The following is a 15,287-nucleotide window of genomic DNA, read 5'->3' as shown; positions in this document are numbered from 1 at the left end:
GCTAGAGAATCTAGCACAAGAGAGCTTATTTTTTAGTTATTTTGAGAGTTCTTTGATAAATCTATCTGCAAGGTAAGGACCATCGCCATTTGAACCAATGAGCTTAATCTTATCAACAATACCTCTAAAGAGTGCTTCTTCCTCGTGCTGCTCGCTCACATACCATTGCAAGAAGTTGAAAGTCGCATAGTCCTTGCTTTGCAAAGTAAAATCCACAAGCTCATTAATGGACTGCGTAATTTTTTGCTCGTGTGCGTAAGTTTTTTCAAACACATCAAGCAATCCGCTAAAGCTAGATTCAGGAGCGGTGATTTGAGCAATACTCACTTTAGAATCTGTTTCATTTAAATAAGTGATAAGTCTTTTGGCGTGTCCGCTTTCTTCATCAGCGTGTTGGAAAAGGAATAGCCCCGCACCATCAAAGCTGTTTTCATAGCACCAAGAACTCATACTTAAATACAAGTTTGCCGCATACATTTCTTTTGCGATTTGCTCATTGAGCATTTTTACAATTTCTGTCTTAATCATTTTGACTCCTTTAATGAGAATTTAAAAACACGAAATTGTATTTTGTATTTTCTAATAAATTGCTTAAAATTTTATCATTTTTGAATAATTTTGAGAATTTCATCATTGTCAAGCCACCAAGAATTACTCTCGCTGCTATACTCAAAGCCAGATTCTACCTCTTTGCCCTTCTCGCCTTTGCGTGTTGTGTGATAATCAATAGGGGTTTGAAAATTAATCGTTGGCGCGATGATAAAAAATTTATCAAATTCAATGCACAAATGAGAATCATCTTTTGGCACCATTACTTCGTGGAGCTTTTCTCCGGGGCGTATGCCGATGATTTTATGTGTTAGATTTGGTGCTATGGCGTGGGCTAATTGTGTAATTTTCACACTTGGAATCTTAGGGATAAAAATCTCTCCTCCGTGCATTCGCTCTAAACTTTGTAGCACAAACTCCACGCCCGATTCTAGTGTGATAAAAAACCTACTCATACGCTCATCAGTGATAGGCAGCTCTTTTGCCCCTTCACGCATAAGCTTTCGAAAAAATGGCACAACAGAGCCACGAGAGCCTATCACATTGCCATAACGCACAACGCTAAATTTAGAATCTTTGCTCCCCTTGATATTGTTTGCGGTTACAAAAAGCTTATCCGAACACAGCTTTGTCGCACCATAGAGATTAATGGGATTTGCCGCCTTATCCGTGCTTAAAGCGATGATGTGTTTGACATTATTGCTTAGGCACGCACTTATCACATTACTTGCTCCATCAATATTGGTTTTAATGCACTCCATAGGATTGTATTCGGCAATTGGCACGTGTTTTAAGGCAGCAGCGTGGATACAAATATCCACACCATTTAACGCCACTTCAAGGCGGCTTTTATCCCGCACATCGCCGATAAAATACCGCATTCTTTTATCGTTAAAAATCTGTGCCATTTCATATTGCTTCAATTCATCGCGACTATATACAATAATCTTTTTGGGATTATGCTCTTTTAAGACTTTTTCAACAAATTTTTTTCCAAAGCTCCCCGTGCCTCCGGTGATTAAAATAACTTTATTCTCTAGCATAGATTCTCCTTTTTTACCTACTTTATTATCTACCTTATTTAACATAGCCCAACTCTTTAAGCTTGTTGGCAATTTTTACAAGCAATGGTCCTCCATTCCCCCCACTTCCGCCGTGTTCAATAAGAATTGTTACCGCATATTGTGGATTCTCATAAGGCAAAAACGCAGTAATCCACGAATGAGAGCGGTGAAAATACTCCATATCTGCTTCTCTTGCACGCTTTTGAATATCTTGTGGAATCCCGACAACTTGAGCGGTTCCGGTTTTACACGCAAGTTTTACTTTTGTCCCTTGTGTGCGAAAATACGCCGTTCCACCCGGGATAGAGCAGACTTGATACATTCCCTTTCTTATCACATCAAGTTTGGATTTTTGAAATTCACTTAAGACATCTTTAGATTCAAAGACGGCAGGTTTAGCATTAAAATCTTTTGCAAAATGTGGTGTTACAAGCTTGCCTGAAGCAATAAGGGCGGTGTATCTTGCGATTTGCATAGGGGTTGAGAGAAAATAACCCTGCCCAATAGAAGTGATAATCGTATCGCCACCATACCATTGCTCCCCATATCGGCGGAGCTTCCACTCTGGGCTAGGCAGAATCCCTGCAACTTCATTTGGAATATCAATACCGGTGAGTTCGCCTATACCCATTTGGTTTAGCACACTTACCATATTTTCAATACCTGCTTTTTGAGAAAGCGTGTAAAAATACACATCAACAGATTCTCTAATCGCCTTTATTGCATCAGAGCTTCCGTGTCCTGAAGCCTTCCAGTCGCGGAATTTACGATTACCAAACTCTATGTAGGGCGGTGTTTGAATGACACTATGCTCTGTAATCCCAGCAAACTCTAAGAATGCCAAAACCATACCCATTTTAATAACCGAGCCGGGTGGATAGCGTCCATAAACAAGCTTGTTGATGAGAGGTTTATGTATATTTTCTGTAAGCTCTTGCCAATTTTTATGACTAATCCCATCAACAAAGAGATTGATATTATACTCCGGATAGCTCCCAGCAGCTAGAATCTCGCCATTATGGACATTCATCACAATCACCGCTCCAGAGTGAAAGCTAAAATCTCTATCAATGCTTTCTTGCAGTTTTAAATCAAGCGAGAGGCGCAAATCATTGCGTTTTAGCACATCATCTTCTTGCAAAAGCTGCACTTGCTTATACAAAGAGTTGATTTGTGATTTTCTATATCCTGCTTCACCTTGCAAATATGTATTGTAGGTTTTTTCAATGCCATCTTTGCCTATGACTTTGCTGTATTGTGAAAGAGGATTTTTTTGTATATCATTATCATTTGCCTTTGCCACATAGCCAATCACATGTGAAGCCGCACTTTCATTAGGATAAAGACGCTTGCTATTAGCTTTGATAATGATAGCTGAAGAGCGTTTCAAATACGCATAGACATTAAGCATTTGAGCATACGGCACAAAGCTTACTAGCTCAACTGGAGCGTGATTATAGGCGTGATTATTTTTTTTGTATGTTTCTATGAGTTCTTCTTTGTTAAGATTTGGGAGAAAAGAGACAATTTTATCTACCGCAGATTCTATGACTTGCTTATTGCGAATCTTGGGAATAAGTGAGATGGAAAAGCCTATTTCATTAATCGCCAAAGGCTCGTTGTTTCTATCAAGGATAAGCCCTCGCATAGGCAGCAATACTTCCGTGCGTATGGCATTTTTTTCAGCAAATTTTTCATAATACTCGTGATTAATGATATTAATCACAAATAAACGCATACAGATAACAAGCCACACAATAACAAAAAAGATGATAAGAAATTTATAACGCAAACTCATCATAGAAACATCACTATTACAATTTCAATCGCTACATAATACAGCATAATAAAAAAAGGTGGTGTAATGCTGCTCCCTGTGGCTATATCAAGAATCATAGCCACGATATATAATCCCAAATAAGCTAGAGCAACATAGCTTGCTTTGGCAAATTTTGGTGTATTAAGAAATGTTTGAATACTTGGGACAACCAAAAGCGCAAGGAATACAAATAGTCCTAAAAGCATACCCATAGGTAGATTGTTTTCAGATTCTATAAGAGCTACACCAAAGAGTAATGCCATAAAAGAATAGAATCTATCCTCTTTATCAAATTTCATAAATAGCCCCAAACACACGCCAATAAGCGGTGGAAGCCATATTGTCATACTTGCTAGGCTCTCATAAGCATATAGCCCAATAAAAAGAGCAACGCCTAAGAGAGTTTGTTTATAAGAGCCACTTCGTCGCATATTGGAAAATGTTTGCATTTGATACAATCCGCCCATATTTTGTGATTTGGTAAAAGTGATTTTTCTATTATAGCAAAACCTAGCTTTTGGAACAACTTCGCTTTATATGTCAAAACAAGCACTTCTTGAATCCCAAGTTCTTTTCCCTCTTGCAACGCTCTTGTTACTAGCTCACTCCCAAGCCCAAAGCCACGAAAAGAATCTTTAACCACCAAAGACCGCACTTCAGCCAAACTCACTGAATATACATATAACGCACAAAATCCCGCAATCTCCCCACTTTGCTTATCTTTTGCTACGATGTAGGAGCGGATTGTGTTTGCCATTTCATCTTCGCTTCTTTCCAGAATCACACCATTTTTTACCTCTTGGCTTACAACTTCACGCATTTCTTTAATGTCAGCTAGTGTAGGCTTTATAAATTCAAACTCCATTTTCTACCCCCAAAGTAAAGTCTAAGATTCTCTCACGCAGAGCGGGAATTGAAGTCATCTTATGACTTTGAGCAGTGATGCTACACACATAGCTTTGCGTTTTTGAATCTGTGAGATTTTTTTGATTGAGTTTGTGTTGCAAGGAGCTTAGAGCATTTTGCTTGAGCTTATCAGCTTTTGTATAGATTCTTAAAATTCCTTGATCGCCCTTGCAAATCTCTTGTAAGAATTCCCCCACACTTCTGTCAATATCCAAATCTATATGGCGAGAATCTACCAAATGCAAAAACAGCTTGATAGATTGCCGTGAAAGCAAAAAATCAAGCAGATTCTTCTCCCATTCTTTTTTAATGCTTTTACTCACTTTTGCATAGCCAAATCCGGGTAAATCCACAAAACTTAGCGGTATTTTTTGATTTTCTTTTAGCCATAGTGAAGAGAAAAAATTAATAAGTTGCGTTTTTCCCGGAGTTGAAGAGCTTTTGGCTAATGGGGCATTAAGCAGGGCATTAATAAGTGAGCTTTTGCCTACATTGCTGCGTCCTAGAAATACAATTTCAGAAGTATAGGGCGAGGGAGCATTTTTAGGGTGTGTGGCACTTGTGATAAAAGTAGATTCTAGAATCTGTATTCCATTTTGCGTAAGATGTTTAGGTGAATCTTGCCTCCTTGCTTCCCTTAGATTCTGTGTCATTATTCTTGCTTTTTGTCTTCAATGATAAAGGTAATCACACCGGGCTTTTGATTTGATCCTTTGATTGAGGCTTCTTGGGTTTTTGGATTAAACACAATGACATTGCCTTTGATGGTGTTTTTTTTACCTATTTCTTCAATCATTGCATTATCAATGAGCTGATATTCATCTTTACCTACATCATAAATTGCTTTTTTTGCTTTGCCTTTCATCTCTTTGTCAGGCATTTTGGTATGGAATCTTACATTGCCTATGGCTGTATATTTTTGTGGGCGATTTTTCTTATCCGTTTCTATAATAACTTTATCTGCCCATAGCGTATCCCCGCCCTTTGTTACGACAACTTCGCCATTAAGCTCTGTAATGCCTTTTTTCATATCACTTTGGAAGTTTTTTGCACTCACTTGCAAAAGCTCCTCTTCCCCCCACGCATACACGCACAAAAACAGCATAAGTATAAATTTTAATATATATCTACTCATAATTTATTCCCTATGATAATATCTGCTTTGAAAGTATCTGCCTTAACTTCCTCTGTAACAGAATCATAAAAAATATTCTGCCCTGTGGCTGTTGTGGTGTTATTACGCAGGATAAAGTCCTCCTTGCCTTGAAAAATGCGTTTATTGTAATCATACACACCCCATTTACTCCAAAAGCTTAGCCCATCTAGCCGTAGATAATCCGCCCCTTGAGAAAAGGTATAGATTCTATTTTTGCTTAGCACATAAGGAGCATAGAGGTATTCATTGAGTTTATTATTCCTTTGATGGATAAATAGCTCATATAATTCCTCTCTATTTTCAAACCGCATTGCCAAAGTTCCTTCCGATATGGCTTGACAATACTTAGGAGTAAGCATATAGAGTGTAAAATTTGTCATCTCAAGATTTGGCACTTCCTTGCCAATGGCTTTGTGCAAGTCGTTATCTTGTGTAAAAAACACCATACTGCTTAAGCTAAAGCATAAAAGTGCGAAAAAAAATCCATAGATTCTATAAGAAATATTTTTCAAGCTTTTTGTCCCCATTAAGCTTTAATACATCTTCTATCATCTCACGCACAGCCCCATCGCCACCGCGAGATTTTAAAACTTTATAGGCATATTTTTTTAATGCCTTTGCTCCATTTTTTGGCATATAGGCTTTTTGGCAGATTCTAAACATACTCAAATCATTCAAATCATCACCTATACACGCCACTTCACTTGCTTGAAGATTAAGCTTAGCAAGAAGTTCCATAAGCACCTCGCCCTTGTTTTCTATCCCCATAAAAATATGTTCAATCCCTAGCTCGTGTGCTCGTTTTCTCACCATTTGAGATTCTCGCCCTGTGATAATGGCGCTTTGATAATTTAAGCGTCTATTCCACACATTAATGGCTAATCCATCGCGTATATCAAAGCTTTTTAGCTGTTCACCTGATTGTGAATAATAGACCTTGCCATCACTTAGTGTGCCATCAACATCAAATACAAGCAGCTTTATCATAATGTCCCCTTTGTTGAAGGTATGGAGATTCTAGGATTTGTATTCATAGCGCGTCTAAAGCTCACTGCAAAAGCCTTAAACATCGCCTCTATGATATGATGCAGGTTTTTCCCTCGCTTTAGCACGATATGCACACTTAGTCCAGCATTCAAGCATAATGCCCTAAAAAACTCTTCTGTGAGTTCCACATCAAAGCCCCCAACCATTCCTTTAAATGGCAATTTATACGCGTGAGTATCAAAAAGCAAGAATCCGCGATTGCTTACATCAATATCGCACTCCACACACGCTTCGTCCATTACCACACTTGCATTGCCAAATCGCTCAATACCCACCGCCGGATAAATCGCTTGATTTAAAGCCTTGCCTAAGAGTATGCCACAATCCTCTATGCTATGATGTCCATCAACATCTAAATCGCCCTTGCAAGTAAGCTTTATATCCATAAGGCTATGTTTGCCTAAAGATTCAAGCATATGATTAAAAAAGCCTATGCCACTTTGAATCTCCACATTCCCGCTACCATAAAGATTCAAAGATAAAGTAATATCTGTCTCTTTTGTCTTTCGTGCCAATTCTACACATTGTGTTTGCATCTCCATAGCCCCTGCTCCTTTTAAAGTATCAATACACTAGATTCTAATCACGGATAAAAAATCCCCCTTGAATCTGTGTATTTTTCTTTAAAAAATCTCTCGCTTCCTGTTCGCTTTGAAAGCCTCTTAAAAATACACGATAAATAGGTGCGCCATCTAGCTCAAATTCCTGAATCGTGCTTTGATAAGGTGGCATATGTGAAAATCGCTCTTGGGTAACTTGTGCGCCCTCTTTGCGTCTAAATGCTCCCACTTGGATAGCAAATGCCCCACCACTTACCGATTTTGGTGTGTTATCTACCTTAAACTCATTGCTTAGTACATCATCACTTTGCACATTTTGTGCTTCTTGTTTATTGTCTTTGTTAATCACACCACCAAAGCCGATGACCTCTAATCTCACCTTTGCTGTGCCAACTTTTACCATATCAATATCGTGAGCTGCAGCATTGCTTAAATCAATAATCCGTCCTTCCACAAAAGGACCTCTATCATTAATTCGCACAATCGTGCTTTTGCCGTTTTCAACATTAAGCACTTTTACAACCGTATTCATAGGGAAAGTCTTGTGTGCGGCGGTGTGAGCGTGCATATTGTAAGTTTCACCATTAGAAGTTTTTTTCGCGTGAAAGTCCGGACCATACCAGCTTGCATATCCATCAAATTTATCACCAAGGCTCACTTTCTCGGGGTAATACCACTTCCCAGCAACTTGATAAGGACGCATTGTCGCTTCTTGAATGGCTGGAGATTCTCGCATAGAGTTGCCGCCGATATTTGGTGTTATGCCTTGATTAAAAGCATCTAAATCATCAAAGCTATCATTAAAGCCTTTAGCTTTTGTGCCACTTTCACTCCACTCTGCATTTTTCTCCACACAGCCTAAAAGACACAATCCAGCAAAGATATAAACCCATACAACATAAGAAAATTTCATACTTCTCCTTTTATTTATCATTGGCTACCTTATCGCCCAGCTATTTATCTTTTGCAGCAATTGTAGCAGTTTTGCCCTTAAGCTTAGGGATAGTCAGCTCTTGATTAATGCTTATATGTGAGCCCTTGATATTATTGAGTGCTTTAAGCTCACTTAGTGGAATCTTGTAGTTTCTTGCAATGGTACTAAGGCTCTCGCCCTTTTGCACAATATGTGTAACAAACACAGATTCAGCGTGATGCTTTTCATTAAAATTTTGCTTAAATGTGCGGAGACTATCATAGGGAAGATAGACATTATAGCGTTTGTTGCCCGGCGGGAGAAAAGAGCGTGTAAAGTGGCGATTATACTTTTGCAACTCACTTAATGGAATCTTTGCACTCTTAGCAATAGCACTTAGCGATATGCCACCTTTAACATCAACATTTGCAATGCTATCTGTCGCACCACGATTAAGCAAGTAATCCGCATTTTGAGCTTTTAAAAAATCCACATCGTTAAAAAGTAGGCTCATCGCTAGAATTGTGCGGATATAGTTACGCGTCTCAGCAGGGATATATTGTGCCTCATCATCAAGCAGTGTTTCAATGCTTGTATCACCACCAGCTTCTTCAATGCCCCTTTTTAACCGCCCCAAACCGCAGTTATACGCCATTGCCGCAAGATACCATTCCCCTGTGGATTCATAGAGATATTTAAGGTATTTTGTCGCTGCTTGCGTGCTTTTAATAGGATCTTTACGCTCATCAATGTATTCATTTATCTCTAGCCCCAAGCCCCTTGCTGTGGCTGGCATAATCTGCCAAATCCCTATGGCTTTTTTTGAGCTTTTGGCATTGAGCGTAAATTCAGATTCAGCCATAGCTAAAAAAAGAAACTCCTGTGGAATCTGCTCTTTGGCAATCATATTTCTAAGTGTTGGGATAAACTCATAGCTTTGAGCAAATCTCTGCACAAAATACTGCCATCTATCTCTAATCCTTTGAGCCTTTTCATCATCGGCAATGGCTGTCATAAAGCTTGTATGCACACCAAATGAATTTAAAATATTTGTATTTTTATTATAAGTCATTGTATAAAAGTCATCTTCTGTGGCACAGGCTACATAAGGGAGCATTGCACACAAAATAAGAATCTTTACAAATCGCATTTATACTCCTTTAGTTCTCTAAAAAGATTCTCCGCATTACTCGTGCTTGTGGCAATCACTTCATCTTGGCTCATCTCAAGCACATTTGCGAGTTTTGCCATAATCAGCGGAATATAATAAGGCTCATTGCGTTCCCCACGATGTGGGTGTGGGGTAAGGTAGGGTGCGTCAGTCTCAAGCACAATGCGTTCCTTTGGGATAAGTGGCAGGGCTTCAATCAGTCGCCTTGCATTCTTAAAAGTGCAAACCCCACCAATGCCATAATAGAATCTTTGGCTTAAGCCAAGCAAGATTCTATCTGCATTATAGCAATGCAACACACCTCTAGCGTTTTTATAGCTTTGCAAAATCTCAAAGCTATCATTACTTGCCTCCCTGATATGCACGACAAGTGGTTTATCTAAGCTCAAGGCAAGTTCTATTTGAGCGATAAAGACTTCTTTTTGCCTTAGCTTTATCTCCTCAATGCTCCCTTCACTATTTTCTTGTTTGGCTTCAACAGATTCTGCCAAGCGGTAATAATCCAGCCCACATTCCCCAATAGCGATACACTTTTTATCTTTGACATATTCTTGCAATGTAGGCAGATCAAAATCAGCAATATCATTTGGATGCACCCCAGCGGCAAAATACACACCCTCATATTTATGAGCTATTTCTCTAGCTTTTGGCAAGGTGTGAATATCCGCTCCGGGAATAATGATTTTTTTAACATTGTGCGAAAATGCCCTTTGAATCACAGAATCTAAATCTGCATCAAAGCTTGTAGAATCTAAATGGCAATGCGTGTCTATCATATATGGAATACTCATTATAACCCTTTATCCGCAATCCTTTAATTTGTTTATTTGTGCTAGATTTATGTTAGAATAAAAGGCGAGATTCTAGCATAAATATCTTTACAAACAATAAGGAGCTTAATGTTTAGCGGACTAGTGCGTGAAATTGCAAGGGTAAAAAGCTTTGCTAACAATACGCTTGAAATCTATACTGACTATCAAGCAAAGCTTGGGGATTCTATTGCGATTAATGGGGCGTGTCTAACGGCTATTGCATTTTTTCAAGGGGGGGTTACAATGGAGCTAAGTAAGCATACGCAAGAGCATATCGCTATTGAACATTTTACCCCAAATGCTAAAGTGCATTTAGAACCAGCTCTAAGCCTTGGGGATAGATTTGATGGACATATTGTGCAAGGGCATATTGATGGCATAGGCACAATTAGTCACATTACACACAATGCAGATTCAAGTGATTTTTTTATCCAAGCAGATTCTGCGATGCTTGAGCTTATGATACCTAAAGGATCGGTATGTGTTGATGGTATAAGCCTAACGATTGTAGATTCAAATCAAAAGGGCTTTAAGCTTACTATTATCCCGCATACGCTGAAAAATACACTTTTTGGGGAATATAAAGTCGGTAGAAAAGTCAATATAGAATCTGATGTCATTACGCGTAGTGTTGTTAGCACCCTGCGGAATATAATGAGAAAAAAAGGTAAAAATACTACTCTTTCTTGGCGTGATATTGATATGATGAATCTTAATTATTAGGAATGCAAGTGAGAGATAAAAAAGCCGTAGCCCTAGCCTATAATTCAGAATCTAATAATGCTCCGCGTGTGGTGGCAAAAGGGCAAAATGACCTTGCCTTAAAGATTATCGCTAAAGCAAAAGAATTTGATGTGCCATTATTTTGCAACCCTATGCTTGTGCAATCACTACTACAAATCCCGCTAGATTCACATATTCCGCCTGAAATGTATAATGCCGTGGTGGAAGTGTTTGTATGGCTTTTGCAATGTGAGAAAAACGCTCAATTAAGCAAGGATATATCATAATGAAGTATCTCACACCATTTTTAAACTTCTTTAAGCGGGAATTTTACGGCTTTTTAAATGATAGATTTTCACTCTTTCTTTGCACCCTTGCACCCTTGCTTTTGGGGCTTTTTGTATGGGCGGTGTTTTCTCAAAGCTTTGTGCGTTCTGCTCCCATTGGCGTGGTGGATTTAGACAAAACGCCTTTAAGCCAAGAGCTTACACGCAATCTCTCTGCTATTCCTGCTATTAGCGTTACACGGAGCTACTCTAGCTTAAGTGAAGCCAAAGATGATATGAGTAGCACACAGATTTATGCGATTGTTGTTTTTCCAAAAGGCTTACAATCTCATAGCAAAAAGGGTATTTTGACTGAAATTCCCATCTATTATAACGCCCAGCTTATGCTTGTGGCAAAGTCTATTGAAGGGGCTTTTAAGCAGCTTATTTTAACAAGCAATGTCAAAGCAAAGCTTGGCAAAAACCTTATCCAAACGCATAATATTGATGCGGCTTTAGCAAAAAGCTCTCCTATCCTTATGCAAATCACCCCACTTTATAACATTAATAACAGCTACGCACAATTCCTGCTCACAGGGATTCTGCCTTGCTCACTTATTATGCTTGTGATTTTATGCGTGATTAACTCTTTGGCTAGAGATGAAGCTAATGTGGGCTTTGTCAAAGGCAAAAAATCCCAAATGCCAGATGGAATCCACGCACGATTATATATCCTTACCAAAGTTTTTGCCTATGCGGGAATCTTTTCATTTTGGTGGGGCGTGATGATGCTATTTTTTCACTTCCTTGATTTTAGTTTTCACGGGAGTTATATCACACTCTACATCGGGGCTTTGCTAACAATTTTGGCTTATTCTAGTGTAGGCGTTTTTGCTTATGCGCTCTTGCGAGACCATACACGGGCTTTGGCAGTAGCGGCGATTTATTGTGCGCCTAGCTTTGCGTTTGCGGGGCTTACTTTTCCGGTAAATTCTATGGGGAATTTTGCAAGTTTTTGGCACATCATTTTGCCTATTAGCCATTATTTGAAGCTCTATGTGCAGATAGCAAACTATGATGTGAGTTTTCTAAATGCGTTTAAAACAATGTGTGAATTACTGCCCTTTTTACTTTTCCTAAGCCTTGGAATCCTCATCTACCGCAAAAGAGAGATGCGTGTGGATTGATATAAAACAAACTCAATTGCCTATTCTATCGCTTTACATTTCTCTGCATCATTTTCTTTGGGTTGTGATGATGTTTTATAATATATTAAAATATATTATAGGGATTTGAGATTCCAATTTAAGACATACCACATATTCTATCCCACGATTTTGCATTCAGTATTATCAGCTTTGCAAATAATACTTGTATGTTTTGCGTAAGTTACTTGTGCATTTTGAGAGAGTTTCACAAATCGTCTTTTGGTGTAATCCACTACAAAATCCCCAACCCCCTTGCGCGCAGCATATAGCCCCACTAAAATTTCAGCACTTTTATGCAAAATAGCAATTGGTGGCATTTTCTTGCCACAATGGATAATCAAATGTGCACTTGGCACATCTTTTATGTGAAACCACAAATCCTCCGCCCTAGCAGATTCTAAAAGCTTTTGATTTTCTTTTGCATTGCGTCCTATGCTGATTTTATACCCATCAATAAAAAAGCTCTCAAACTCCGCTTTTTCCGCCTTTTGCTTCGCTCCAGCATTTTTTAGCTTAGGATTCTTAGAAAACAGCTCAACTTCCCCAAATCGCTCCACAAACGCCATCTCATCGCATATAAAATTGATTTTATATTCTAAATTCTCTTGCTGTAAATGCAAATGTTTAGCCTTTTTATTAAGCTTTTTACTCTGTGTGTAATAAAAATTCCCCGCTTCTGTGAAATCCCGCACATTTTGTGGCAGCGGCACAAGCACATTTTTGCCATTAAAATCTTTTACTTCAACTTCTGCATTTTGGCATTTATAAGGTGGCAAGGTATGTAAATGTGTAAAAAGCAGTTCCCCATATTTCGCATACAATACCGCAGATTCTATTAAGCTTTCATATTGTGGCAAATCCGCTAAAACCTGCTCTAGCTTTGCTTTTTTCGCTTTTAGGCTCATAATGGCATTGTGCTTTTTCTGCTCTTGTTTTAGAAGATAATGCTTTTGATAGGCTGCAATAAGCTCTTCTTGCGTCTCACTCTCGCTTAAAGATTCTATTTTCTCCCCCGCCCTTTGCGGCAGAGATTCTAACAATGCACCGACTTTCACTTCACGCCACGACTTACTTTGTGGGATATGCCGCAAAGCCTCAATCACAATGAGCTTTTCATCGCAAATAATCATATTAGTATGTTTGCCTGTAAATTCACACATCAGCCAAAAATGTCGCTTTTTATACTTGTCTTTTTGGGTGAGTAAAAACTGCAAGATTCTATTCTCCCCATCAACACGCACCTTTTGAATCTCCGCATTTGTGGTGCATTGCGTGAGCTTAGTATCAAAAGGGGCGTTAAACTCACGCGTTTGCAAAATCTCTTTTGGAGCGATGAAAATATGACTTTGAGCCTTACTCGTATCAAAATACAAACTCTGCCTTGCCCCGCTTGTATCCCTAAATACAAATATAAAAAGATTAGAATCTTTGCGTTTAGCCATAACCACACTTTGCATACCCTGCAAATACCGCTCTACACCTTTGAGTAATGCTAGATTCAAAGCTAGTCCTTCAATGCGTTCAGATGCTTCCTTGCAAACTCCATAGCCTCATTTGTGATATTTGCTCCACTTATCATACGCGCAATTTCTTTTACCCTGCCTTCAAAATCAAGCTTTGTAATCACACTAGAATCTTGAGCCTTTTCCACAAGGTAGTGCGTATCCGCAAGGGAGGGCATATGGGTTTGATGAGAAATCGCAAAGATTTGATAATCTTTTGAAAGCATTTTTAGAATCTTAGCCACCCCCTCGCTCTCTTCCCCGCTTAAATTCGCATCAATCTCATCAAGCACCAAAATCCCACTTCTGGGTGTAAGCTCGGTATCAATACACATTATCGCTAAACGCAAACGATTATACTCCCCAGAAGAGAGCACAGACACATCGGCATCGCCTAGTTTTAATATAAGCTCACAATTCCCACTTTTTTGCATTGCCACTTCTTGAAGCTTCAATACACTAGCCTTAAGCCGCAGTCTCTCACAAAGCTCTGTGATTTTAGTATTCAACGCTTCAAGGGACTTGGAGCGGTTATCAAAAAGCTTTTTTGCCATATTTTCACAAGATTTACTTAAAATTGTAATTTGCTTTTCTAGCTCCTGCTTATTAAAATCTAAATTTTCATATTCTTTGAGTTTTTGCTTTTGCTCCTCCATATATGCTAATGATTCTTTTACCCCGCCAAATCGGCGGTTTAGCTCGGCATAAGCAGCAATTTTATCAAGCATAGATTCAGGATTTAGCCCCTCTATCTCGCTTAAACGCTCTTCTTGTGTCTCAATGATGGCTTCAAACTCACTTAGCCCTTCAAGCAAGGTGGGGCATTTCTCATCAATAAGGCTTAAAAACTCTTCAAAATGCTGTGTCGCATTTAACGCTTCTCGCACCTTATACATCTGCTCTTTAATCCGCTCTTGTTTGGATAGCATTTTTTTTAGGGCTAAAAGCTCTTCATACTCGCCCTCTTTTGGCTGGAGTAATTGTATTTTTTGTATTTCAAAAGTGGCAAATTCCTTGAGTGTGGCGATATTTGCCTCCTTAGATTCTAGTTCTTTGAGCTGTTTTTGAGCCTCTTGCAGTGCTAAAAAATCTCCCTCATAGTTTGTAAGCAACTCTAAATGTGCCTTATGCGTTTTGGCAATAAAATGATCTAAAATCCTTAAAAGATTTTGCGGGCTTAGCTCATCGCCGCTTTTGGTACTGATATGTTTAGCAAAGCCGCAAACAAGCTCATTAAGGCGTTTTTTTGAGCTTGAAGTGTGATTAAGAAAGTAGCGTGTTTTATCCTTTTTTACAATGCTTAGCACAATCTCATTTTCTAAATCATTAGGAATGCCATAATTATCCCAATCAAATGCAATGTGCGATACATCAATATTTGCCTCTATCAAGTCCGCATTGCTCTCTTTAATCCCAAAAATAGCAGTCAAAGATTCCATAAAGACAGACTTTCCGCTACCACTTGCCCCACTAAAGACATTAAAGCCCCCTTGCAGATATAGCTCTACATCTTTAAACGCAGGGGAGTTGTGGATTAAGATTCTACTCATCATTCTATTTCCTTTTGTGTGCTTGGGCTAAGAATCTAACA

18 protein-coding genes are annotated in these 15,287 nt (G+C 38.8%); 3 read left to right on the top strand and 15 right to left on the bottom strand.

All coding sequences use genetic code 11. The features are described 5' to 3' along the window. Positions 1-36: 36 nt before the first annotated feature. The 13 genes from ftnA to EBF12_RS01780 all read right to left on the bottom strand — a co-directional run bounded on the left by ftnA (position 37) and on the right by EBF12_RS01780 (position 9,961). Positions 37-528: a non-heme ferritin gene (ftnA, locus tag EBF12_RS01840; RefSeq protein WP_002955919.1), complete on the bottom strand. Its 492-nt coding sequence runs from the start codon at positions 526-528 to the stop codon at positions 37-39. Positions 529-602: 74 nt separating this feature from the next. Further along, positions 603-1,592, bottom strand: a complete 990-nt coding sequence (pseB, locus tag EBF12_RS01835; protein WP_121726215.1) for a UDP-N-acetylglucosamine 4,6-dehydratase (inverting) — start codon at positions 1,590-1,592, stop codon at positions 603-605. Between the two features lie 34 nt (positions 1,593-1,626). Then, positions 1,627-3,414 (bottom strand): penicillin-binding protein 2, encoded by a 1,788-nt coding sequence (gene mrdA / locus EBF12_RS01830; RefSeq protein WP_121726145.1) that lies wholly within the window; start codon positions 3,412-3,414, stop codon positions 1,627-1,629. Then, positions 3,411-3,881 (bottom strand): hypothetical protein, encoded by a 471-nt coding sequence (locus tag EBF12_RS01825; RefSeq protein ID WP_244196305.1) that lies wholly within the window; start codon positions 3,879-3,881, stop codon positions 3,411-3,413. The genes mrdA and EBF12_RS01825 overlap by 4 nt, the downstream gene beginning before the upstream one ends. Next, a complete protein-coding gene (locus tag EBF12_RS01820) occupies positions 3,827-4,297 on the bottom strand; it encodes an N-acetyltransferase (RefSeq protein WP_121726143.1) in 471 nt (156 codons plus the stop codon). Before EBF12_RS01820 ends, EBF12_RS01825 begins: the two co-directional genes overlap by 55 nt. After that, positions 4,287-4,991, bottom strand: a complete 705-nt coding sequence (yihA, locus tag EBF12_RS01815) for a ribosome biogenesis GTP-binding protein YihA/YsxC (RefSeq protein WP_121726142.1) — start codon at positions 4,989-4,991, stop codon at positions 4,287-4,289. Before yihA ends, EBF12_RS01820 begins: the two co-directional genes overlap by 11 nt. Beyond that, the gene (gene lptA / locus EBF12_RS01810; protein ID WP_121726141.1) at positions 4,991-5,473 is read right to left on the bottom strand and encodes a lipopolysaccharide transport periplasmic protein LptA; all 483 of its coding nucleotides are present in this window, start codon (positions 5,471-5,473) and stop codon (positions 4,991-4,993) included. The genes yihA and lptA overlap by 1 nt, the downstream gene beginning before the upstream one ends. Continuing rightward, complete coding sequence (locus EBF12_RS01805; protein WP_121726140.1) at positions 5,470-6,006, bottom strand: hypothetical protein; 537 nt, start codon at positions 6,004-6,006, stop codon at positions 5,470-5,472. The genes lptA and EBF12_RS01805 overlap by 4 nt, the downstream gene beginning before the upstream one ends. After that, positions 5,987-6,481: a KdsC family phosphatase gene (locus EBF12_RS01800; RefSeq protein ID WP_121726139.1), complete on the bottom strand. Its 495-nt coding sequence runs from the start codon at positions 6,479-6,481 to the stop codon at positions 5,987-5,989. The genes EBF12_RS01805 and EBF12_RS01800 overlap by 20 nt, the downstream gene beginning before the upstream one ends. After that, positions 6,478-7,077, bottom strand: a complete 600-nt coding sequence (hisB, locus tag EBF12_RS01795) for an imidazoleglycerol-phosphate dehydratase HisB (RefSeq protein WP_121726214.1) — start codon at positions 7,075-7,077, stop codon at positions 6,478-6,480. The genes EBF12_RS01800 and hisB overlap by 4 nt, the downstream gene beginning before the upstream one ends. A 43-nt stretch (positions 7,078-7,120) precedes the next feature. Further along, on the bottom strand, positions 7,121-7,984 hold the full coding sequence (locus EBF12_RS01790; protein WP_415579799.1) for a septal ring lytic transglycosylase RlpA family protein: 864 nt from the start codon (positions 7,982-7,984) through the stop codon (positions 7,121-7,123). A gap of 70 nt (positions 7,985-8,054) precedes the next feature. Next, entirely contained in the window at positions 8,055-9,164 is a 1,110-nt protein-coding gene (locus EBF12_RS01785; RefSeq protein WP_121726137.1) for a lytic transglycosylase domain-containing protein, read from the bottom strand. Continuing rightward, the gene (locus tag EBF12_RS01780) at positions 9,152-9,961 is read right to left on the bottom strand and encodes a TatD family hydrolase (RefSeq protein WP_121726213.1); all 810 of its coding nucleotides are present in this window, start codon (positions 9,959-9,961) and stop codon (positions 9,152-9,154) included. The genes EBF12_RS01785 and EBF12_RS01780 overlap by 13 nt, the downstream gene beginning before the upstream one ends. Before the next feature lie 123 nt (positions 9,962-10,084). On the opposite strand from EBF12_RS01780, the gene ribE reads away from it, so the two are divergent. Genes ribE through EBF12_RS01765 form a run of 3 tightly spaced genes read left to right on the top strand, consistent with a single transcriptional unit; the run spans position 10,085 to position 12,173 of the window. After that, complete coding sequence (ribE, locus tag EBF12_RS01775; protein ID WP_121726136.1) at positions 10,085-10,720, top strand: riboflavin synthase; 636 nt, start codon at positions 10,085-10,087, stop codon at positions 10,718-10,720. An 8-nt stretch (positions 10,721-10,728) separates the two neighbouring features. After that, positions 10,729-11,007, top strand: a complete 279-nt coding sequence (locus tag EBF12_RS01770) for an EscU/YscU/HrcU family type III secretion system export apparatus switch protein (protein WP_121726135.1) — start codon at positions 10,729-10,731, stop codon at positions 11,005-11,007. Beyond that, entirely contained in the window at positions 11,007-12,173 is a 1,167-nt protein-coding gene (locus EBF12_RS01765; protein WP_244196304.1) for an ABC transporter permease, read from the top strand. The genes EBF12_RS01770 and EBF12_RS01765 overlap by 1 nt, the downstream gene beginning before the upstream one ends. A gap of 137 nt (positions 12,174-12,310) precedes the next feature. On the opposite strand, the gene EBF12_RS01760 is transcribed toward EBF12_RS01765, so the two are convergent. Beyond that, positions 12,311-13,696: an NFACT family protein gene (locus EBF12_RS01760; protein WP_121726133.1), complete on the bottom strand. Its 1,386-nt coding sequence runs from the start codon at positions 13,694-13,696 to the stop codon at positions 12,311-12,313. A 2-nt stretch (positions 13,697-13,698) separates the two neighbouring features. Continuing rightward, on the bottom strand, positions 13,699-15,249 hold the full coding sequence (locus EBF12_RS01755) for an AAA family ATPase (RefSeq protein WP_121726132.1): 1,551 nt from the start codon (positions 15,247-15,249) through the stop codon (positions 13,699-13,701). Between the last annotated feature and the right edge of the window lie 38 nt (positions 15,250-15,287).

Source organism: Helicobacter labetoulli, assembly GCF_003670275.1.
In the GTDB taxonomy this organism is placed as follows: domain Bacteria; phylum Campylobacterota; class Campylobacteria; order Campylobacterales; family Helicobacteraceae; genus Helicobacter_C; species Helicobacter_C labetoulli.
The sequence above is the reverse complement of the archived record's forward strand: the minus strand, read 5'-3'. Positions and strand labels throughout refer to the sequence as shown.